The organism is Actinopolymorpha singaporensis, from assembly GCF_900104745.1.
GTDB lineage: Bacteria > Actinomycetota > Actinomycetes > Propionibacteriales > Actinopolymorphaceae > Actinopolymorpha > Actinopolymorpha singaporensis.
In genome coordinates this window covers 2,615,369-2,634,079 of the sequence record NZ_LT629732.1, presented here as the reverse complement: position 1 = coordinate 2,634,079, position 18,711 = coordinate 2,615,369, and the positions used below count along the sequence as shown (strand labels likewise).

The window sequence follows — 18,711 nt, the reverse complement described above, 5'->3', positions numbered from 1 at the left end:
ACACGATCGGGTCTGGCTGAAGTTTCAGCGACCGGGCAGATGACCTATTGGTTGTCCGGTTCCGGCGGCCGCTCCCGAGTGGGCCCGGCAGTGCGACCGGTCGGCCGGTACCCCGCGAGCAGACCGGCCTGCGTCGCGGCGATCGCTGCCGCCGTACGAGTGGACACGCCCAGCTTGCGCATCGCGGCCCGAAGGTGATGACCGACCGTACGCGGCGAGAGGAACAGCGTCTCGCCGATCTGCCGGTTGGTCAGCCCCCGGGCGACCAGCCCGACCACCTCCAGCTCCCGCGGCGAGAGCTGGTCACCGTAGCCACGCGGGCCTCGTCGCCACGTGCGGGCCACGTCGACTCCGTGGTGGCGTAGCAGCCGTGCAACCCGGTCGGCGTCCCACCGGGCGCCCAGCGACCGCAACTGCCGTTCGGCGTCCGACAGCCGCGCGAGACCCCGGCGTTCCTCGCCCCCCGCGACCAGGCACCGGCCCTCGCCTTCCCTGGCGAGGAGTTCGTCGTACGGACGAGGCAGGGTCCGCCATGCCGCGGCCGCGTCGGCGAACAGCGCGGCCGCCTCGTCCATCCGTCCCCGCGTCCCGGCGACGGCAGCCCGGCACACCGTCAGCGCGGCCGCCGGTGCCGGGCCGCCACGGGCCCCCAGCCCGGCGGCGACCCGGCCGACCAGGTCCGCGGCCTGATCGACCTGCCCGTTCGCGACCAGTGCGCCCACCGCGACCGGGGCGATGTCGGCGGCCCACCACCACACGCCCTTGCGTTCGATGGTCGTGAGGTCGCGCCCGAGCACCACCAGCGCCTCGCCGGCCGCGCCGTCGGCGAGGTGCAGCCGGGCCAGCGCCGCCGACGCCGGCATGGCCAGCGGGTCGACCACTCCGAGCCGGGCGTACTCCCCGGTGACCTCGGTCAGGTGCCGCCGCGCGGCGTCGCGTTCACCGCGGGCGACAGCGACCATTCCCAGGATCTGCCGTGCCTGCAACTGGTCCAGCGTCACAGACGTCTCCGAGGTCGCGAGCTCGTTCGCCACGGCGTCGAGGGAACCCCAGTCGCCGGTGTACCAGTCGAGGAAGGCTTCGGTGACCCGGACGGTCGCCCGCAGCCGCTGGTAGTCGGCGGCCTCCAGGTGTTGCAGGGCGGGCGCCAGCCGCGGCCGTACCTCGTCGTAGCGTCCCCAGACCAGCGCGAGCTGGGCGGTGTTCAGCAGACCTCGCGCGACGACCGGCCGCTCCGCCGGCCCGGCCGCCTCCTGTGGAACCTCCGCCGCCGCCTGCCACCCCGCCTCCTCTCCCAGCAGGAGCAGGCTGCTCGCGCGGTTGACGGCGAACGACAGCCGGTCGACCCGAGACCCCAGCGCAGGCAGGGCCTCGGTCGCGCGTTCCAGCCAGGCGAGGTGGCGGGCGGCCGGCCAGTCCGGAACCAACGGCATGGCCAGGTTGAGCATCGCGCGCACCGCGAGGTCGGGGCGGTGCCCGAGGTCGTCGACGGCTGCCTCGATCGCCGCGTACGCCTCGGGTTCCTCACTGATCTCGCGAAGCATCCGGCCCAGCAGCAGCCGAAGCTCTCCGCGGGTGGCCGACGTGGCGACGCCGGCCGCCAACGCGCTCCGCAGCGCGTCGACGACCTGTGCTGCGAGGTCGCCGAGCGCGGCCGAGCCCAGGTGCGCGGCCTCGCCGAGCTTTCGGGCCAGTCGGGTACCCCGGTCCGCCGGATGGTCGCCGGCCGCCAACAGTTCCAGCAGTGCCGTGACGGCGAACCGGTCGTCACCGGACTCCAGCGCCAGATCGGCGCTCGCCTCCGCGTACTCCGTCCAGGCCTCGCGGTCCCCCGCCTCCTTGAAGTGCCGGGCCAACCGCGCCACCGGAGGCGGGTCGAGGCCCCGGAGTCGCTCGGCCGCCCGCCGGTGCAGGTGGCGCCGCCGCGAGACGGGAACCGCCTCGTCCACGGCCTGCGAGGCGAGTACGTGCCGAAACACGAACAGCCCCGGCCCGGCTTCGCGCAACAGGCCCGAGGTCAACGCGGCGGCGACACCACGCCGGCCCGCCTCGGCGTCCAGGCCGGGCACCTCTGTGAGCGTCGCCTCGTCGGCCGGCGCGGCCAGGACCGCGGCCGCCTCCAGGACCGACCGGGTCTCCGGAGCCTGGCGTTCCACGCGTTCGAGTACGGAGTCGCGCACGGTCGGCGGCACCTGAAGCTGGTCGAGGACCCGGCGGGTCCACTGGCCGCCACGCTCGACGATGTCCCGGCGGTCGCGCAGCAACTGCAGGCATTCCTCAAGGGCCAGCGGCAGCCCGTCCGTACGGGCGTGCAGGAACGCAGCGAACTGTTCCGACACCTGGTCGGTGGCGAACATCGCCGCCACGAGGTCACGCGTTCCGCCGACGTCGAGGGGCTGGAGGTCGATCCGCAGCTGGGCCATCCCCGCCGGCCGCCTGGTGACCAGCCGCCGCAGCAGAGAACCGGCCGGCACGTCCGCGGGCCGGTAGGTGAGAACCACGGGGATGCGGGCGTCACCGGTTGCGTACGTCGTCAGCAGCCACTCCCACGTCGCCTGGTCCGCCCAGTGGACGTCCTCCACGACCAGCGCGTCCACCCGCAGGCATTCCAGGAGTTCGGCGAACGCGCGGAAGAGCCGGTGCCTGGTGGCGGTCGGATCGGTGAGTACGTCCACCGCGGGTGGAAGGCGCTCGGCGAGCTCGGGAAACACCGGACGCAGCGCGCCGCCCAGCGGGCTCAACTCCAGCGGGCCTCCAGGTGGCACCAGCCGCCGTACGCCGTCCAGCACCGGTCCCAGGGGAAACGGCTCCGGCAGCGGCGGACAGGCAGCGACCAGCACGACCCGGCCGCTCAACGCGGGCGACGCCAGGCACTCGCGGACAAGGCGGGACTTGCCGACGCCGGCCTCGCCTTCGATCAGCACCATCGCCGGCGGCCGCCGCAGCGCGGCGACCACCGCATCGACCTCGGCGGCCCGCCCGACGAACGCCGAACCCGGCATGGCCGACGCTGATGTGACGGCTGCTGCCGACGCCGACGTGCCCTCTGCCGGCCGTACCGAACGCATCGATCGAACGTACTACGGCATCGGCCGCGGAACGGACCCTAATTCGGTTGCCTCGCGCGTATGGCCTCGCCAGACTCCGCGGCGTGGAGGACGACGAGCTGACACGGTTGCTGACGAACGAGCGCCATCCCCGGTCGGGGCGATACTCCGCCCGTTGGATGGTCGACAACGCCATGGGGCCCAACCCCGTGTGGCTGGCCGAGTCACTCACTGACGTCATGCCGCTCGAACCCGGCATGCGAGTCCTGGACATGGGCTGCGGCAAGGCGCTCACGTCGATCTTCCTCGCCCGTGAGTTCGACGTGCGGGTGTGGGCCACCGACCTGTGGATCGACCCGGCGGAGAACTGGTCGCGCATCGAGGAGGCCGACCTACGTGGCCGCGTGCATCCGGTCCACGCCGAGGCACACGCACTTCCTTTCGAGGAAGGCTTCTTCGACGCCCTGGTCAGCATCGACGCCTACCACTACTTCGGAACCGACGACCTGTACCTCGGCTACTACGCACAGTTCGTCAAGCCCGGCGGCCTGATCGGCATGGTGGTCCCAGGTCTCGCCGAGGAACCACCGTCGTACCCGCCCGCACATCTGTCGCCCTACTGGAAGTGGGACTTCTGCTCCTTCCACAGCCCGGACTGGTGGCGCCGTCACTGGGAGAAGACCGGCCAGGTCGCCGTCGACCTCGCCGACCGGCTACCCCGCGGCTGGGAGGACTGGCTGCACTGGAACGACGTATGCGACCGCGACTATGGCGAGCCGCGGGAGGATGCCGAGATGCTGCGCGCCGACGCCGGGCGGCTGCTGGGGTTCACCCGCGTGGTCGCACGGCGCCGTTGAGATCGCGCTCAGTTGTGCTCGCCGAGGAACGCGGTGAGTCGGGCGGCGAGGTCGCCCGGCGCCTCCAGCCACGGCGAGTGGCCGGCATTGGCAATCGGGGCGAGCGTCGCGTTCGGCATCAGGCCGACGAGCCTTGCGACGTTGGCGATCGGACGCGGGTCGTGCTCCCCGTGGACGAGAAGCGTCGGCGCGGTCACCTTCGCCGCGTTGGTCACCACGTCCGGAGCAGCGCGGGCGAGGCTTGCGTTGGCCCGCCAGTTGATGTCGTACGGAGCCAACGCCTCCGCCCGCGCCCACTCCTCCGCCCTCGATCGGTCGGCGTGGTCGGGCAGCCAGTACAGCGTGCGGAACTCGACCTCCTCCTCCCAACTACGCTCCTGCCGTTCGAGGGCGTCCCGGCGGTGGATCTGCTCAGGAGTCAGACGTCGGGCGACCTCCGCTCGGTTGGGCTCACGCCATTCCGAGCCCGGGCCGACGCCGTCGCAGTAGACCAGCGTGTGCACGCGATCAGGATGTGTCCACGCGTACACCAGGGCGAGGGTCGCTCCCCACGAGTGCCCGAACACCGTCCACCGCTCGTGGCCCCAGTGCCGGCGCAGCGCGTCGAGGTCGGCGACCGCCCGCTCCAGCCGGTAGTCGTCCGGGCCGGTGGACCGTCCACAGCCGCGATGGTCGTACCGATGTACGAGACGTGTCGAGTCCAGCATGGCGGCAACCGGTCCGAGGTTGTCCCACAACCCTGGACCGCCGTGGCACAACACCACTGGTGCGGCGTGTGACGGCCCGGACGTCATGGTCCACAGCCGGGCGCCGTCGTCGACGGTCACGGCCTCCTCGCGGATCCTGCCCACCGGCACAGGGTCGCGGACCTGTGTCGTGCCGTCAAACGGGTTCCGGGCCAGTGCTGTCAACCGGGGGTTGGCGAGCAAGGCGTCCTGGAAGTTGGGATCGTTGCCGCAGCGGAGACCGCCTCGCCGAGGGTGGCCTTGAGCATCTCGTCCTCCAGCGAGGTGCCCGGCACGCCCTGCAGCAGGTGGTCGGGTACCCACACGGTGTCCAAGCCCAATTCGTCCGCCGCGTGAGCGACGTCTCCCAGGTGGGCAGCCAGCCGGCTGGGTCCGTCCGGCCAGGTGTACTCGGAGATGGTGACGCTCAGCTTCACGACAGGTCCTCCCGAGTCTGGGCGGCGGTGGATGGCGGCGGGCCGGCGATCGGGCTCATGTGGATCCCTGCGAGCCGCCAACGACCGTCCCGGCGTACGGCGATGTGAGTGGCTCGGAAACTCCCGTCGGCAGGGTTGCCCCGGTAGGCGGCTCGCTGAGTGTGCCGCCCGATGACGAGGGCGGTGCCCCCGAAGTCGCGGACAGCGAGTTCGTCCCACTCCAGCGAGTGGGTCACCAGGTCGCCGGCCCGGTAACGGTGGAGCCACTGGGGCTTGTCGAGAATGAAGCCGGCCGGGCCCACCATGGCGAACTCGTCCACGCTGAGTTCGTCCAGGAGTGCCACGTCGCCGCGTTGCTCGGCGTCGGCCCAGCGCTCGCCGAGTTCCCTGATCTGTGCCTCGGTCGTCGTCGTGGTCATCGATCTCTCCTTCGCATCGTTGGCCTGCCCGTAGGCCTTGAACGTTAGATATCGAATGATTAGGTGTCAATGCGTTCGATGCCGAAGGATTCTGTTATGGTCGAGGCGTGCCTGCCAAGCCATCCGGTCCACCCGGGCCACCGATCGGCGTGCAGTTGACCAACACCGCGCGCGCCGTCAGCCGGGCGTTCGACGCCGCGCTGGCCGCTGCCGGTGGCTCGTTGCCGACCTGGCAGGTGCTACTGGCGTTGAAGACCCGATCGACTGCGAACCAGCGCGAGCTCGCGGCCGCCGTGGGCATCCAGGGGGCGACCCTGACTCACCACCTCAACGGCATGGAGGCCGACGGCCTGCTGACCCGGCGACGCGACCCCGCCAATCGGCGGGTTCACCTGGTCGAGCTCACCGACGAGGGCGAGGCCGCGTTCCGCCGGCTCCGTGATGTGGCCGTCGCGCACGACCGTCGGCTTCGAGCCGGCCTCGACGATCGTGAACTCGAGGTCGTACGAGGCGTGCTCGCTCGGATGCTGGCCAACGTCACCGAAGGCACCACGGCCGGCGACCATTCCTGAGGTCTCCGGCGAGAGTCGGCGTCTTCTCGGTCGGCGGTCAGGAGCGAAGGACGCGTCGCTTCGGATCGGACCATTCCGGGGGTGTGTATTCGGGGTGGCCGTGGGTGCCCATGCGGACTTGCCAGCCTTTGTGGTGGACGGTGACGTGGTGGTGGCGGCAGAGCAGTACGCCGTTGGCGAGGTCTGTCGGGCCGCCGTGGTCCCAGGCGGTCATGTGGTGGGTGATGCAGCGTGGTTCGGGGATCTGGCAGCCGGGGAAGTTGCAGTGGTGTCCGTCGCGGATGGCCAGTGCACGGCGTTGGTGTTCTTTGAAGAACCGGTCGGAGCGGCCGAGGTCAAGCACCTGCCCGTCCCCGCCGAGTACGACGGGGATGAGGTCGGCCTCGCAGGCGAGTCGGCGCACGGTGGCGACCGAGATGGGTTTGCCGTCGGCGCCGAGGTAGCGGGCTGACCCGCCACCTCCACACGTCGGGCACCCGTCATGCGGGTCGACGGCAGTCCCCGGCCCCGCCACACCCTCCGGGGCGGCGTCATCCTCCGGATCCGGTCCGGTCTCTGGATCCGCTCCGGTGCTGGCTTCCGGTTCGCTGTGTGGTTGTGAGCGGTGGCCGCGTTCTCGCGGTGGTGGTATCCCGTCCGCGGGCGCGTCGGTGCCGGGTGGTCGCCGTTTCTCCTGATCTGCTTGCTCTTCCTCCTGACCTCCGGCTTCCGTTGATGTCGGCTCTCCGGCCTCGGCGGGCTTCTTGGTGCTCTGTTTGGCGTACTTGGGGTCGGTGCAGGGGCAGGTGCAGGGCCTGGGACGGATCACGGTGGCGGTGTCGTCGACCGTCCCCGCACCCGTGCCCTTCAGGAGCGCCTCGAGTGGGATGGTGACCGCGACCTGCGGTGGTCTGCCGCCACGGACAGGCGCCTGCGCCGCAGCTGCCAGCAGGCTCAACAACTCCGCGAACGCGTCGCCGCGGCGTTGGTCGATCGGCCGGTGGTCCGGGTCTGCCCCCTTGACGGGTTCGGCGAGGGGTTCGATGAGTTTGCGGAGCAGTTCCATCTCCCACGCCGGCAGGCTGATGTGCACCGACTCCGACTGCGCAACCCCGTTCGGGGAGTAGCGCAGGGACCGTTTCTGTTCGGCTGTGCGGTCCTTCCTGGCCAGTTCCTCGCCCAGCTGCCGGTAGTACTCCTCCGGCGCGATCCGCTCCAGCAGCTTCGTACCCAGCACCCGCAGCTCATCAGGATTGTGGAACCGGGCCGCCTCGATCAGGAACCCCTCCGCCTCGACCCGTTCCTCCGGACCCACGTAGTCGGGGAGCTTCTTGACCGCATCGGCGATGACCTGCGCCTGCCGCACCGACACCGCACCCCGACCCAACGCCTCCCCGGTCGACGGCACCTCCCTGTCCAGGTCGCGCGCGAGGCCGACGGTGGCAGAGGACTCGTGCTTGCTCATCCGCAGGGCCGTCCGCAAATACACCGCCGCGTTCGGCGCACCCGTCAGCCTGCCGACGTCACAGGCCTCCGCCTGACGGACGACCTTCAGCTGGGCCGCCTGCAGCCGGGCGACCTCCCTACCCAGTACCTCCAGCGCCTGACCGGCCTGCTCGGCCGTCAACGACACCACCGACGTCGACAACACCACGTCGTTGGCAGCGGCCAGCAACTCCAGGGCAGCCAGCAACGGATGCGGCGGCCTACCGCCACCCCCAACACCGGAAGACACCTGGAACCTCGAAGACATGTTCGAACCCTACCGGCCACCACCGACAAGGATTCGTTCTCCACAGAGCGGGACTTCCCTTTGCACAAAGGGGAACTGCGCGACTTGTCAGAGCACGGACAGGAACCACGTCCGCGCGCGGTCGAGGAGGTCCGCCTCGTTGCGTGGATCGGTCATGACGTGTCCTTCGTTGGCGTAGACGACGTACTCGCTCCGAACACCGTGGCGGCGAAGGGCGGTCAGCCAATTCTCACCGTGAGGCACAGCAAGACCGTGTTCGCCGTAGATCAGCAGCATCGGCACCCTGACCTGAGCGGCACGCTCCACCGGGGACGCTGCGGCCCAGACGTCGGGCCGATCGGCCGGCGTCCCGCCCCGCCACCTGGACTGCGTTCGCAGGCTGGCAGCGTCCAGGAGCCGGAGGTCGGCGATCCCTTCCCAGCACACCGCCGCGCGGAAGGGATGGTCGGTCGTAACGATTCGGTTGAGAAGGTACGCACCGTAGCTGTGCCCGATGGCGAACATCCGATCCGTGTCGAGGAGGCCGGTGTCAGCGACGGCCGCCACGCCGGCGAGCACCTCCTCCACCTCCAGATCGCTGCAGGGCAGACCCGCACCTCGGAAGGCCTGCCACATCGCGTCCGGCCCCAGGATGCCGCTCGAGCGAAACTCCGGCCGAAACGCAGCGAATCCGCGAGCACACCAGCCCGCCATGTTGCCGACATCGCCTGCCTGGAACGCGCCGATCGGTCCACCGTGCAGGTCCACCACCAGCGGCAACGTCCGCCCACCCCCTGAGGCAGGCGTCATGAGCACACCCTCCAAAGTTCCCGCCGGCACTTCCCAGCGCACCAGCCGACAGCTCACCCGGACATCGAGGAGGCGCTCCACATCCGAAGAGTCCAACTGGCTAAGCGCGCCACCCTCTCGGTCGACGCGTACGTGGTTCCGTACCCCGTCCAGCCCCACCCGGACAGCTTCCACGTACCGGCCACCTGGCGCAGGCACAACGCCGACATACGAAGCTTGATCATCAGGTGTCGCCCACCACCAGCTGCCGGAGTCCGGCTCAAGCACGACGACTCCGCGCCGAATACCGCGAAACGCCCCGACCGACAGGACACTCCCGTCCTCCGACCAGGCCGGCGGGCCCGCCAACCGAAGCTCCGGCGGAAGCGGAACGGTCCAGCCGGCCGGATGCTCCACCAGGAGACGGAACCACCACGGAAACTCCGGATCACAGTCACTGTTCAGAAAAGCGATCCGGCCGCTGCTGCTCAAGGTCACGGCTGTCGTGTATCCAGGCAGGTCCTCTGGTCTCGGCTTGTCGACTCCCGCATTCATGTGCGCCATGAGTTCGTCAGCGTACGACGATCTCGTCCAGCAGATCCATCGGCACCTTCTTCACCATCACGTGTTCATGGCCCGACAGGGATGCCTTCAGAAGCCGGTGCGCGCCATCCAGAACGGTGAGACCACCTGGCCGGTCGAGGAAGTGCAGCGGACATCCCAGATCTGCCACCATCGTCCGGGCGTACTGCTCGTGATACCGCTCCGGATCCGCCGCGACCTCCAGCGGACTGACGGCGAACGGCTGTCCGTCGTACGCCCACAACGGCAACCGCAGGTGCCACTCGATCTCGGCTGTCGGCACCATGACAGGCTGCAACTCCGACCGCCACAGGCGTTCGGGTTCCCAGTGGAAGTCGAGGATCACTTCGCGCAGCACCGATGGCACCAGATCCAGCAGGGGGAACGGGCGGCGAACAGTGGGCACCGCAGCATGCTACGCATTCGAGCGAGGCGCGACGCGCCGCTGACCACCACACCCGCAGGACCGTTCGATACGCTCCCCGCATGACGGCAGGCACTGCTGCGATCTCCAAGGACCTCGCCCCCACGGGTGCCCTGCGGGCCTCGATCAACCTCGGCAATCCCGTACTGGCGCAGGGGACGCCGGCGAATCCCAGCGGCGTCACGGTCGACATCGCGCACGAGGTCGCGACCCGGCTGGAGCTGCCCGTACGACTGCTCTGCTTCGACGCGGCGCGCACGTCGTACGGCGCGATGGCGGCAGGCGACGCCGACCTCTGCTTCCTGGCCATCGAACCCGCACGGGAGGCCGAGGTCGCGTTCACCGGGCCGTACGTCGTGATCGAGGGCGTGTTCGTCGTACCCCGCGACTCGCCCCTGTCAAGCGTCGCGGACGTCGACCGACCGGGTGTGCGGATCGGCGTGAAACGCGGCTCCGCCTACGACCTCTACCTTTCCCGCACGCTCCGGCATGCGGAGGTCGTACGAGGCGACGAGGGAGTCGAGGTGTTTCGCGAGCATGGGCTGGACGCCGGCGCCGGCATCAGGCAGCCGCTGTCCGAGTTCGTCGTCGCGCACCCGGAGTTCCGGTTGATCGACGAACGCTTCATGCAGATCCGGCAGGCAGTGGGAACGACCAGGGACCGGGCCCCGGAGACGGTCCGCTTCCTCCGAGAACTCGTCGAGGAGCTGAAGGCGGACGGGTTCGTCGCCGAGTCCCTTCGCCGGGCAGGCCTCCCCGACGCCCTGGTCGCCCCCGCCGAGCCGTGACCGGCGCCGTCGCCGCTCACCCGGTCGGCATGCCGGTCAGGTCTGCCTGGCCCCAGTGGCTCTCCCAGAAGAGTTCGTGCAGATGGCCGTCCCAGGTCTGGTAGTACACACGGGGATTCGTGCCGTCGCGGCCGAATGCCTGCAGAGCGCTGACCGGTGCGGCCGGCGGACTCTGGGTGATGGCCGTGAGATCGTTGTGGAACCAGTTTCCCTGCCAGCCGAGTTCGTTCACGTTGCCTCCCTCGGCGAGGTAGTAGATCCAGATGTTGCTGCCGGCGTGACCGAAGGCAGTCACGGCGGTACCGACAGCGGCAGGTCCGGCGCCGGTCGCGCCGGTCACGTCGCCTGCGTACCAACCGTTGCTCCACGAGAGCTCCCGCACGTGGCCGTCGGCGCTGATGTAGTAGACCCGCGGCGAGTCACCGTTGTACGCGACCGAGGCGATGCCGCTGGCCGCGGTGGCGAACGGGGCGCCGGTGAGGGCCGAGACGTCGAGGTGCCGCCAGGTCTGTCCGCTCCAGGAGAGTTCGTGAACGTGGCCTTCCTCGCCGATGTAGTAGACGCACGGCGAGCTGCCGTTGATGGCGAAGCCGGTGAGGCCGCTCCCCGTCACCGCGGGCGGCGCACCGGTGAGCGCCGAGACGTCGCCGTGGTACCAGTTGCCGCTCCACGACAGTTCGTGGATGTGGCCGTCCGCGCTGATGTAGTAGACCCGCGAGGCCGTACCACCGATGCCGAAGCTGCACATCCCGCTGCCGGGGCGGGCTCGGTCGGCTCCGGTGACCGCCGTGAGGTTGGTCGCGTGCCAGCCGTTGTCCCAGTAGTTGTCGCCGGACCACCACAACTCATGCACGCTGCCGTCGTCGGTGAGGTAGTAGACCCGGGAATCGTTCCCATCCACGGCGAAGCCGGTCATCGGCGCGCGGCCCACTCTTGGCGCGCCGGTCGCCCGGGTCGTGACGTCCGACTGGTACCAGCCGGTGTTCCAGCCGAGTTCGTGCACGTGCTGCTCCTCGCCGAGGTAGTACAGGCGGGACGCGCTGCCGTGGACAGCGAACCCGGTGAGTGTCGTGGCGGCGGACGGCTTGGCGGAGTAGAGGACGTCGAACCCGTCGACCGCCCACATCGTGGCATCGATCCCACACTGGCCGTACTGGATCCAGAAGTACCCCGACTCACCCCACCCGGTGCCCCACTGGTTCTTGCACAACCAGGCCCCGCGGCTGTCGTCGTACCCGATGACACAGACACAGTGCAGGCCCTGGTAGTCACCGTGTTCGTGGGTGTAGATGCCGCCCCGGTAGGCCTGGAAGTCCTCGTAGACCGTGAAGTAGGTGACGAGTGGTCCGTGCTGTTCCAGCCACGACTTCATGTCGGCGTGGTCAGTCAGCGTCCGCACCTGTGAGATGCGGGTGATGACCTGCGCATAGTCGTTCGGCAGATAGGCAGTCTGGTCCTTTCCGGTGTACGGGTAGGAGCTCTCGGGCACCACACCGATGCCCTGGCAGTACGACATGGCCGGTGGCACGTCCCAGCCGTCGGCGCAGGTGCGTCCGTTGCGGAAGTAGAGCTGAGCCTCCGAGATGTCCTGAAGGATTCCCGCCTCGGGGTGCGACAGCGGTAGCCCCCGGGTGATGCGCATGTTCGCGTCGACCGCCGCGCTGACACCGAACGCGACACACGAGCCGCAGTTGCCCTGGTCCTTGATCGGAGTGACATAGTTTCCGCCGTCGTGGTTGCGCCAGTCGACGGCTCCGGGGGCCGTCTGCGCGGCAAGCGCACGCATGTGCCTGCCCAGCCTTATCTGCGAGATGCGCTCGCGCTCCTGGGCCGAGGGTTGGCCAGGCTCCGGTACGCAACCCAGCCGAACTCTCTGGGCGTGATCGCTGAGGATGGTCTGGCTGGTCTCACCTGCCTGCCAGGCTGCCCCAATGGCCTCCAGTACGGACACGATCGCAGCGACATCCACGGACATGGCAGCTCCCAGGAGTGTGATCACCGTGTCCGCACACGCGTCGGCCCGCGCGGAAGACGGGTACGGGGAAGGACCGAACAAGGTGGACGCCCAACCGTGACGTTAGGCTCGGTGATCACCGCCGACAAGATCGACTTGGCATAGCTTTCGCCAACTCATGGTCGACAAGGGAGACCCGCCGGCAAGTGACAACTGTCGGCAAAGGAGAAGCCGGAGAAGGCACGCCCCACCACAGAACGGTGACGACCCGGTGTCCAGATCTTCCGAGGACTCTTCTGTGGGGTGCCGTCAGGCGCCGGGTGGACGGAACTCCACCGACTTCTTCGCGGCGGCGTCGATCTCCTCCGGTGTCAGCAGAACGGTCGCCTTCGTCTGGATCGCCCCACTCGCCTTGACCGCGAGCGCCACCGCCGCCATCGACACGTTGTCCGGGAAGTCCAGGATGCTGTAGAGATCGACGTCGCCGAACGCGAAGTACGTGGACTCGACCTTGCCGCCCAACTGTTTGGTCACCTGCTCGACCGCGTCCCGTCGCCCGGTTCCGCCCTCTTTGACCAGGCCCTCCGAACCCTTGGTCGTGTAGGTCGCCTGAACGAGAAACTTCGGCATCGAAACCACCCCCTGCGTCCAGAGTCTCACCCGACGGCCACTCGCTGTTCCGCCTCGACCCCGCGTACCTCTCATTCCTTCGCAACAAGCCCCGCCTGTCCTGGATCACCGGCACGTCCGGCCGGATCCCGCACGTCGGCGTCCCGACGCGGTGGGGAGGAGTGGGCATCCTCGCCTGAGCAGGGCTGGTGCCGAGTCACGCCCGTCGTACGACGTGAAGGAGGTACGCCTTGCGGTTTAGCGGGTTGTGGTCGGTCCGGGGCCGGGAGGGAACCGGGCCGCGGACCGGTTCGTAACTGTCGAACGCGAACTCCAGTACGCCCTCGCCGCGTGTCATGCCCGGCAACCGTTGTTGCAGGTCGTGCACCGCGGCCGCCCGGATCCGTCCCTCCAGCACGCAGCCAGATCCACGTGTCGACGGCGCTTCGGGTACCGCACTCAGCTGGGAGAAGACGGGCAGGAGCGATCCCAGCGTGTCGGCCGGAATCTCCAGCCGGAACCGGTGCACCGGTTCCGGCCACGACGGTTCGCGCCTGTTTGAGTGCGTCCATCACGACCAGCGGCGTCAGCCCGCGGAAGTCACCGGCGGTGCTGCCGGCCGACGAATAGCCGGAGTGGGTCAACGTGACCGTGCAGTCGGGCACCTCCCAGCCGTGGAGTCCCTGGCCCAACGCGGCCGGGCCGGCAGCGCAGCAACCGGCGACCCTGGACGTCAACCGAATTGCCCGCTCCTGCTGAGCACTTCCTGGCCCGAACCGAACCCGAACCCGAACCCGGAACGAGGGCGGCCGGTCTTGGCCAACTTCACTGCTGCGTGACCAGATCGTGACCGCTCTCGAGGCCAGGGCGTGCAACCTTCCTGATCTCCACGACATCCTTGGATGTTGTCGCCGTGCAGTGCAGTCGTCCGGGAGCCCTGGGGGTCCGATGCGCCATCGTCGTTTCGCAGCGGTGCTCGCCGCCGTCGTTCTCGCGGTCGCCGCGCTCGGCGGCGTCGCGTACGGCGCCGGCCTCCCACCGTTCGCACACAAGACGCCGGCCACCACGGACTCCTCCGCACGGGCGCACCGTCCGGTCGCTGGACTGCCACGTCCGTCACCCACGCCGTCGGCCGCCGAGAAGGCCCCGGCCGAGCCGACCGCCACCCCACGCGCCACCCGCCCAACGCCGACGCCCAAGCCGAGCCGGACACCGACAGCGACGCCGACCCCCACCGCGACGGAGAAGCCGTCCCCGAAGCCGACGACCAAGCCCAAGCCCGAGGCGCTGATGAGCGTCGGTGCCCGCACCGACCAGGTACGCGAACTCGAGGCCCGCCTGCACCAGCTCGACTGGCTGTCCACCGAGTGGGTCGACGGCTACTTCGGCACTTCCACCCGCCAGGCCGTCTACGGCTACCAGGGCAAGCACGGCCTCGAACCCCTCGGCTACGTCGACAGCGCCACCTGGCGCAGCCTGCGTGAGGTCAGCCGGACCCCGACCCACGACGAGCTGTATCCGCCGAAGCCCAAGCCGCACTCCGCTCCCCTCGACCCGCGCTGCACGACCGGACGTACGGTCTGCATCGACAAGTCCACCCGCAGTCTGCGCTGGGTCGTGGACGGCAACGTCCGGTTGACGATGGACGTACGGTTCGGCTGCCCCTCGTCACCGACCAGGGAGGGCCTGTTCCACATCCGGGCGAAGGTGCGGCACGGCTACTCCAACATGTACGACAGCAGCATGCCGTTCTCGATGTTCTTCAGCGGCGACGAGGCGGTGCACTACTCCTCCGACTTCGCCGCACGCGGCTACAACGGCTGCTCGCACGGGTGCGTGAACGTCCGCAACTGGAACGCGCTCGCGCAGCTGTTCGGTGAAGCCCGGGTCGGCGACAAGGTCGTCGTCTACTGGTCCTGACCGGGATCGAGCGTACCCGCCGAGACGCTGCCGGAGGGACGGGGGACCGCACAGGTCGCCACCGACGAGTCTCCGTTGGTAACCTTTGGCGACTTTCCGGCAGTCGACGCAGGATCGTACGCCGGCTCGCGGTATATGTTCGCGAGCCGGCGACGCAGTGAGCAGTGTCCTGCCTCGGCCGCATCACCTCGAGGGGGCACCTGATGTCGTCATCTGTCGCAGCGTCGGCCGAAGCCGTGGCCGCGCCGGAGTCGACGACGACGGACCGCCCTGCCCGCCGCTACGTTCCCTGGCTTTCGTGGGTACGCGTCGCAGCCGCGATCGCGGTGGTGTCCGGCCACGTCTGCACCCACCTGGTGTGGGAGTGGGGGAAGGTCTCCGACCGCGAGTGGCACTTCGGCAACCTCGTCGCCGCCACCAGCCGGTTCAGTGTTCCGCTCTTCGTGATGGCCTCGGGCGCCGTGCTCCTGCAGGCCGGCCGTAACCAGTCGCTGCGGGACTTCTATGCCCGCCGTGCCTCCAGGCTCGCGATCCCGCTCGTCGCCTGGTCGGTCTTCTACATCTGGTTCGGACGCTGGATGACCGACGTGGACCTGGTCTGGACGGACTTCTCCAAGCTCCTGCTCCTCGGCCGGCCGTACTACCACCTGTACTTCCTCTTCGTGATCGTCGGCCTCTACCTGATCACGCCGTACCTCCGGATCTTCGTCAACGCCGCACCGCGCAGGTATCTCGTCACCGCAACCGCGCTGATCATGGCCATGACGTTCTTCGACAAGCTGCACAGAGTTCTCAACGGGCTCTCGCTGGAGCCGAACGCGTTCAGCTACTTCCTGCCCTGGATCGGTTACTACCTGCTGGGGTACGTCCTGCTGACCATGCCCATGCCGGCCGGCCGCCGACGCGTCGGCTGGATCGCGGGCGTGACGTTCGTCGTCACGATGCTGGCGAACGCCATGGGCAACTGGGTGATGCACATGGCGTTCGGCAACCGGTACGGCCTGATGCTGTACCACCACCACCTGCTCGGACCCATGATCATGGCGATCGCGGCGGTCTTCCTCATGCGGGCGATTTTCGGTGACGGTGAACCCGTCGACCCGTCGCGAGACCGCGCGGCCGACAAGCCGAAGAAGCGACCGGTCGGGCAGCGCCTGGCCGACCTCACGCTCGGGATCTACCTGATGCACCCGATCCCGATCGCGTTCATCCGCGAGTACCAACCGAGGTTCAGCTCGCCGTGGTCCAGCATCGGCTACCACTCGGCAGGCATCGTCGCGGTACTCGCGGTGTGTGCGGGGACCGCGTGGCTGCTGCTGCGCATCCCCTACGTGCGCCGGCTGGCCTGACGTACACGAACCTCGGTCAGTCGATCGGAAGTGCGGGCGGGCGAGCCGGCGTGCCGGGCGGCCCGACGGGAGCAAACTCCAGGCACCGACCCTTCGGGGGCTCCGCGCTGCCGGCCGGTCCGGGCAGCAGCACCTGGATCGTCACGTGCCCCCTGTCGGCGAAGTAGACCCGGCGGTAGCGGTCGAGGAACGGCACGATCACGGTGTAGCGGCTCCGGTCCCCCGGGTAGATCGACACCCGGTCGCCGGTGACCAGCCAGACGCGTTCGGCAGAGGTGATCTCCTTCGGCAACGGGCAGCCGACCCGCTTGGTCTCGTCGTGGGACCGCATGCCCCGGTACGCCCGGTCGGCAGGCAGGCCGAGCCGCCGGCCGTAGACCCGGAACGCCACCCGGTCGCCGTTCCCGGTGACGAGCACGTCCCCCGGTTTCCACCGCGACTTCACGAACTGCAACGCCACGCGGTAGTCGTCCACGCCGTACTGGTAGCGGAGGTTCTGGTCCAGGCTCGCCGGTGTGGTCCAGGCGACCAGTCCGAGAGCGGCGACACCGGCCAGCCCGACGACCTGCGCGGTCCAGGACGGCGCGAGCCTCCGCACGCCACCGACGAACGCGTCCACGGCGACACCGGCCAGCACGAGCGCGCCGGGTACGCAGAAGAGCACGAGGCGACGCCCGAACGGATACATCGAGACGAGTGCGAAGGCGTACGCGGTGAACAGCGGGAGGACCAGCAGCGGTGCGGTGCTCCGGGACCATCGCCGCACGCACGCCGCAACCAGGCCCACCGCGGGAACGCCGAGCAGAACGAGCGCCCAGGGCCGGTCGAAGCCCAACTCCCGGATGCCGAAGTCCTCCCACAGGAAGCGGTTCCAGTGCAGGAAACGGCCACGGTCGCCGGCGCGCATGAACGGCATCCAGTACGACGCGAAGTCGGGCGCGAGCGAGGTGAGGTGGCGAGCCCACAACGCGGCCAGCAACAACGAGACGCCGGGTGCCGCAAGCCGGACCAGCAGGCCCATGATCGACCGCACTCCCCTGCGCCACTGGACGAACCCGACCCAGGCGGCGGCCAGCGGTGCCGCCAGCATGAACCCGTGCGAGAACCACGGACCGACGGCGATCAGTGCGTACCAGCCGAGCTCGCGCCACCGGGCCGGTTCGCCGGACGGATCGCCGGATGGCTCCCCGGACCGTTCCCCGGACGGTTCACTCTGCGGTCGGAGCAGGCCGACCGCCAGCAGCAGCATCCCGGTGACCAGCAGCATGTCCGTGGTGTACTGCTTGGCCTGGGCGGAGTAGAAGACCAGCTGTGGCAACGTTGCCAGCGCCAGCACCGGAATCGCCGCGGTCCAGGTACGGCGGACGAATCTCCTTGCCAGCAGCGCGACCAGGACCAGCGTGGCGCAGCCGGCCAGCAGCGGTATCAGCCGATAGGCGCGCTCACCGGTGCCGAACACGGTGGTCACCAGGCGTTCCAGCAGCAGCCAGCCCGGTGGGGCCGACTGCGTGTCGGACAGCGGGCCGAGCAACTTCGCCGGCGGGTAGGTGTCCAGGCTCTGCACCAGCGCCAACTCGTCGCGCCAGAACGCGCGGCCCTGCCACCACAGGTCGACCCGGGCCACGATGCCGGCCAGGACCGCCGCCCACACCACGAGTTCTTCCACCAAGCCCACGCGGGCACGAAGGCGTTGGCTTCCTGGCACCCGCCGATCCTAACGACCCAGGCCGGGCTGGTCCGGCGCCACGGTTGGCATCCGGAGCGAGAAGCGGTGATCAGCTCACGGCTGACGTACGACGGCTTCGACCGAACGGCGTGCGTCGTGCAACCACAGTTGCAGCGTGGGGATGTCGGCGACGTCCGACGGGCCGGTCAGCGCGAGGGCGACGGGGTGGTCCTCGTCGACGTCGACCGGTATCGCCGCACCGGTCTCTCCTGGGCGGTTCCATCCGCGCAACACGATCACGTCGTGGGCGAGGTTGCCGGCGGCCAGGTCGAGTACGGCCTCCTCGGTCTCGGGGACGACGCCCGGCTGCCCACCCCAGCCGAACCTCTGGCGGGACCCGCGCAGAATCTCCAGCGCCTGCTCACGAGGCAGGTTCAGCAACAGCCGCAGGCCCGGCGCGGACAGGTGGATCGGGAAGTCCGACCACCAGAAGTCGATCGTCTCGCCGCGTTCCGACGTACGCAGGAAGTAGATCATCTGGTTGCGCCACAGCATGCTCAAGGTGGGGCTCAGCCCGCCGCAGCCGGCGGCGATCTTCCTCATCACCGCTCGTGGCTTCCGGATGAGCGGGAACTGCGACGTCGCCGAGACGAGCGACAGCACGCCGAAGTCGGGGGCGAACCCTCGTGCCGTCCTGCGTACGTAGCCGACCTCGGTCAGCGTGGACAGGATGCGCGAGGTCGAACTCTGGTGCAGGCCCACCCTGCGGGCGATCTCCGTACCGGTGATCGGACCGCCCTCGTCCACCAGCACCCTGAGCACTTCCAGCCCACGAGCCAGAGCCTGGTGATGCGTCGCTCCC

18 protein-coding genes are annotated in these 18,711 nt (G+C 69.3%); 5 read left to right on the top strand and 13 right to left on the bottom strand.

Going from position 1 to position 18,711, the window contains the following annotated elements:
• Positions 1–44: 44 nt before the first annotated feature.
• The gene (locus BLU27_RS11935) at positions 45–3,068 is read right to left on the bottom strand and encodes a helix-turn-helix transcriptional regulator (protein WP_092653279.1); all 3,024 of its coding nucleotides are present in this window, start codon (positions 3,066–3,068) and stop codon (positions 45–47) included.
• Positions 3,069–3,151: 83 nt separating this feature from the next.
• Between BLU27_RS11935 and BLU27_RS11930 the strand changes: the two genes are divergently transcribed.
• Positions 3,152–3,904, top strand: a complete 753-nt coding sequence (locus BLU27_RS11930) for an SAM-dependent methyltransferase (RefSeq protein WP_197681798.1) — start codon at positions 3,152–3,154, stop codon at positions 3,902–3,904.
• Positions 3,905–3,912: 8 nt separating this feature from the next.
• Here the strand turns inward: BLU27_RS11930 and BLU27_RS11925 are convergent, their stop codons facing one another.
• The 3 genes from BLU27_RS11925 to BLU27_RS11915 are packed head-to-tail and all read right to left on the bottom strand — an operon-like array spanning position 3,913 to position 5,485.
• The gene (locus BLU27_RS11925; RefSeq protein WP_157728470.1) at positions 3,913–4,755 is read right to left on the bottom strand and encodes an alpha/beta fold hydrolase; all 843 of its coding nucleotides are present in this window, start codon (positions 4,753–4,755) and stop codon (positions 3,913–3,915) included.
• Between the two features lie 56 nt (positions 4,756–4,811).
• On the bottom strand, positions 4,812–5,066 hold the full coding sequence (locus BLU27_RS11920; RefSeq protein WP_092653275.1) for an LLM class flavin-dependent oxidoreductase: 255 nt from the start codon (positions 5,064–5,066) through the stop codon (positions 4,812–4,814).
• A complete protein-coding gene (locus BLU27_RS11915) occupies positions 5,063–5,485 on the bottom strand; it encodes a nuclear transport factor 2 family protein (protein WP_092653273.1) in 423 nt (140 codons plus the stop codon). Before BLU27_RS11915 ends, BLU27_RS11920 begins: the two co-directional genes overlap by 4 nt.
• A gap of 107 nt (positions 5,486–5,592) precedes the next feature.
• Between BLU27_RS11915 and BLU27_RS11910 the strand changes: the two genes are divergently transcribed.
• Positions 5,593–6,057, top strand: coding sequence for a MarR family winged helix-turn-helix transcriptional regulator (locus tag BLU27_RS11910; protein ID WP_092653271.1), 465 nt, complete (start codon positions 5,593–5,595; stop codon positions 6,055–6,057).
• Between the two features lie 37 nt (positions 6,058–6,094).
• Here BLU27_RS11910 and BLU27_RS11905 read toward each other — a convergent pair whose 3' ends face one another.
• The 4 genes from BLU27_RS11905 to BLU27_RS11895 all read right to left on the bottom strand — a co-directional run bounded on the left by BLU27_RS11905 (position 6,095) and on the right by BLU27_RS11895 (position 9,545).
• Entirely contained in the window at positions 6,095–7,789 is a 1,695-nt protein-coding gene (locus BLU27_RS11905) for an HNH endonuclease signature motif containing protein (RefSeq protein WP_092653269.1), read from the bottom strand.
• 87 nt (positions 7,790–7,876) lie between these two features.
• Positions 7,877–8,578 (bottom strand): alpha/beta hydrolase family protein, encoded by a 702-nt coding sequence (locus tag BLU27_RS28975; protein ID WP_157728469.1) that lies wholly within the window; start codon positions 8,576–8,578, stop codon positions 7,877–7,879.
• Positions 8,579–8,631: 53 nt separating this feature from the next.
• Complete coding sequence (locus BLU27_RS28970) at positions 8,632–8,802, bottom strand: hypothetical protein (protein WP_157728467.1); 171 nt, start codon at positions 8,800–8,802, stop codon at positions 8,632–8,634.
• Positions 8,803–9,128: 326 nt separating this feature from the next.
• Positions 9,129–9,545, bottom strand: coding sequence for a hypothetical protein (locus tag BLU27_RS11895; RefSeq protein WP_092653265.1), 417 nt, complete (start codon positions 9,543–9,545; stop codon positions 9,129–9,131).
• Between the two features lie 80 nt (positions 9,546–9,625).
• On the opposite strand from BLU27_RS11895, the gene BLU27_RS11890 reads away from it, so the two are divergent.
• On the top strand, positions 9,626–10,351 hold the full coding sequence (locus BLU27_RS11890; RefSeq protein ID WP_092653264.1) for a transporter substrate-binding domain-containing protein: 726 nt from the start codon (positions 9,626–9,628) through the stop codon (positions 10,349–10,351).
• A 16-nt stretch (positions 10,352–10,367) separates the two neighbouring features.
• Here the strand turns inward: BLU27_RS11890 and BLU27_RS11885 are convergent, their stop codons facing one another.
• The 3 genes from BLU27_RS11885 to BLU27_RS30360 form a co-directional block, all read right to left on the bottom strand.
• Positions 10,368–12,326, bottom strand: coding sequence for a C1 family peptidase (locus BLU27_RS11885; protein WP_092653262.1), 1,959 nt, complete (start codon positions 12,324–12,326; stop codon positions 10,368–10,370).
• 288 nt (positions 12,327–12,614) lie between these two features.
• The gene (locus BLU27_RS11880) at positions 12,615–12,935 is read right to left on the bottom strand and encodes a GYD domain-containing protein (protein ID WP_092657583.1); all 321 of its coding nucleotides are present in this window, start codon (positions 12,933–12,935) and stop codon (positions 12,615–12,617) included.
• Positions 12,936–13,131: 196 nt separating this feature from the next.
• Positions 13,132–13,443, bottom strand: coding sequence for a hypothetical protein (locus tag BLU27_RS30360; protein WP_241827924.1), 312 nt, complete (start codon positions 13,441–13,443; stop codon positions 13,132–13,134).
• Positions 13,444–13,862: 419 nt separating this feature from the next.
• Between BLU27_RS30360 and BLU27_RS30355 the strand changes: the two genes are divergently transcribed.
• Both BLU27_RS30355 and BLU27_RS11865 read left to right on the top strand, forming a co-directional pair.
• Positions 13,863–14,834, top strand: coding sequence for a L,D-transpeptidase family protein (locus BLU27_RS30355; protein WP_241827923.1), 972 nt, complete (start codon positions 13,863–13,865; stop codon positions 14,832–14,834).
• Between the two features lie 203 nt (positions 14,835–15,037).
• A complete protein-coding gene (locus tag BLU27_RS11865; protein ID WP_092653260.1) occupies positions 15,038–16,183 on the top strand; it encodes an acyltransferase in 1,146 nt (381 codons plus the stop codon).
• 16 nt (positions 16,184–16,199) lie between these two features.
• Here BLU27_RS11865 and BLU27_RS11860 read toward each other — a convergent pair whose 3' ends face one another.
• Both BLU27_RS11860 and BLU27_RS11855 read right to left on the bottom strand, forming a co-directional pair.
• A complete protein-coding gene (locus BLU27_RS11860) occupies positions 16,200–17,888 on the bottom strand; it encodes a glycosyltransferase family 39 protein (protein ID WP_092653258.1) in 1,689 nt (562 codons plus the stop codon).
• A 75-nt stretch (positions 17,889–17,963) separates the two neighbouring features.
• On the bottom strand, positions 17,964–18,689 hold the full coding sequence (locus BLU27_RS11855; RefSeq protein WP_092653256.1) for a helix-turn-helix domain-containing protein: 726 nt from the start codon (positions 18,687–18,689) through the stop codon (positions 17,964–17,966).
• Positions 18,690–18,711 lie beyond the last annotated feature (22 nt).

What these genes read in the sequence shown, in the direction of transcription:
- BLU27_RS11885 (WP_092653262.1), bottom strand. Translation starts at nt 12,326, where the DNA reads ATGTCCGTGGATGTCGCTGCGATCGTGTCCGTACTGGAGGCCATTGGG.
- BLU27_RS28975 (WP_157728469.1), bottom strand. Translation starts at nt 8,578, where the DNA reads ATGACGCCTGCCTCAGGGGGTGGGCGGACGTTGCCGCTGGTGGTGGAC.
- BLU27_RS30355 (WP_241827923.1), top strand. Translation starts at nt 13,863, where the DNA reads ATGCGCCATCGTCGTTTCGCAGCGGTGCTCGCCGCCGTCGTTCTCGCG.
- BLU27_RS11880 (WP_092657583.1), bottom strand. Translation starts at nt 12,935, where the DNA reads ATGCCGAAGTTTCTCGTTCAGGCGACCTACACGACCAAGGGTTCGGAG.
- BLU27_RS11935 (WP_092653279.1), bottom strand. Translation starts at nt 3,068, where the DNA reads ATGCGTTCGGTACGGCCGGCAGAGGGCACGTCGGCGTCGGCAGCAGCC.
- BLU27_RS11890 (WP_092653264.1), top strand. Translation starts at nt 9,626, where the DNA reads ATGACGGCAGGCACTGCTGCGATCTCCAAGGACCTCGCCCCCACGGGT.
- BLU27_RS11915 (WP_092653273.1), bottom strand. Translation starts at nt 5,485, where the DNA reads ATGACCACGACGACGACCGAGGCACAGATCAGGGAACTCGGCGAGCGC.
- BLU27_RS28970 (WP_157728467.1), bottom strand. Translation starts at nt 8,802, where the DNA reads ATGATCAAGCTTCGTATGTCGGCGTTGTGCCTGCGCCAGGTGGCCGGT.
- BLU27_RS11905 (WP_092653269.1), bottom strand. Translation starts at nt 7,789, where the DNA reads ATGTCTTCGAGGTTCCAGGTGTCTTCCGGTGTTGGGGGTGGCGGTAGG.
- BLU27_RS11865 (WP_092653260.1), top strand. Translation starts at nt 15,038, where the DNA reads ATGTCGTCATCTGTCGCAGCGTCGGCCGAAGCCGTGGCCGCGCCGGAG.